At 65.7% G+C, this 798-nt stretch carries 1 pseudogene; it reads right to left on the bottom strand.

The features are described from left to right. Positions 1-798, bottom strand: a pseudogene (locus tag AC1DVR_RS23705) (regulatory protein NosR); the annotation flags it as partial.

Raw genomic sequence — 798 nt, 5'->3', positions numbered from 1 at the left:
CGCGCAGGTAGTGCGGCGGCAGCTGGTAGGCGAGGTCGAAAGTCAGAAAGTCCTTCTCGACCGGCGCCACCTGACGCTGCACCAGAAGCTGGATGCGGAAGGGTTTGGTCGGATCAAAGCCCGAGGCCGCCGGGATGCGAAACAGGTCCGTCTCGGTGAAGTCCGGCGCCCCCTTGGCCACGATGGCGCCCAGCCGCTTGTGATCCCGGTCATGGAAGCGGACCGAGACGTCATCCTGCACCAGAACGATCCGGTCAAAGATGCCACCACGGACATAGCCCGAGCCCTTGAACGAGAAGATCCCCTTGCCCGCGATCATCACTGCCTGATCGCCCGGTTGCAGCCATGTCGTCAGGTTTGTCTGGTCCTGCGCRCTCAAGAGCGCCTGGCCGATCGCCGGGACTGACACCAGCGCCACCTGCATTTCGGTAAAGATGGTTTCGGGCGGCGCCGTTTCGGGCTTGGCCGTGGCGCGCGGGTCATTCAGCCCTTCGAAGGCCGCGTTGACCTGACCCACATCCAGCGAAAGGCGGCGCAGGGTGCCGTCACCCTCCATCGCCATCCAGTCGGCGGGGGCGGTGGCCGCCGGGTCCAGTTCGACCGTCGGCCCCGCGACAGTCTCGGGCGTCAGACCGCCGAGGCCCAGGGCGCGGGCAACCTTGAAGCCAGACCGCAGGATGGAATCGTCCAGCACCATCACCGTGACCGTGGCGCCAGAGATGATGTTCATGTCGTGCTTGCCGCCGGACTTGGCCATCGCCACCAGATCCATGCCGACATAGCTGGCCGCCAGAGCCT

This window comes from Rhodobacter sp. P2_H5 (genome assembly GCF_056403335.1).
This window is presented reverse-complemented; position numbering and strand designations above follow the sequence as displayed.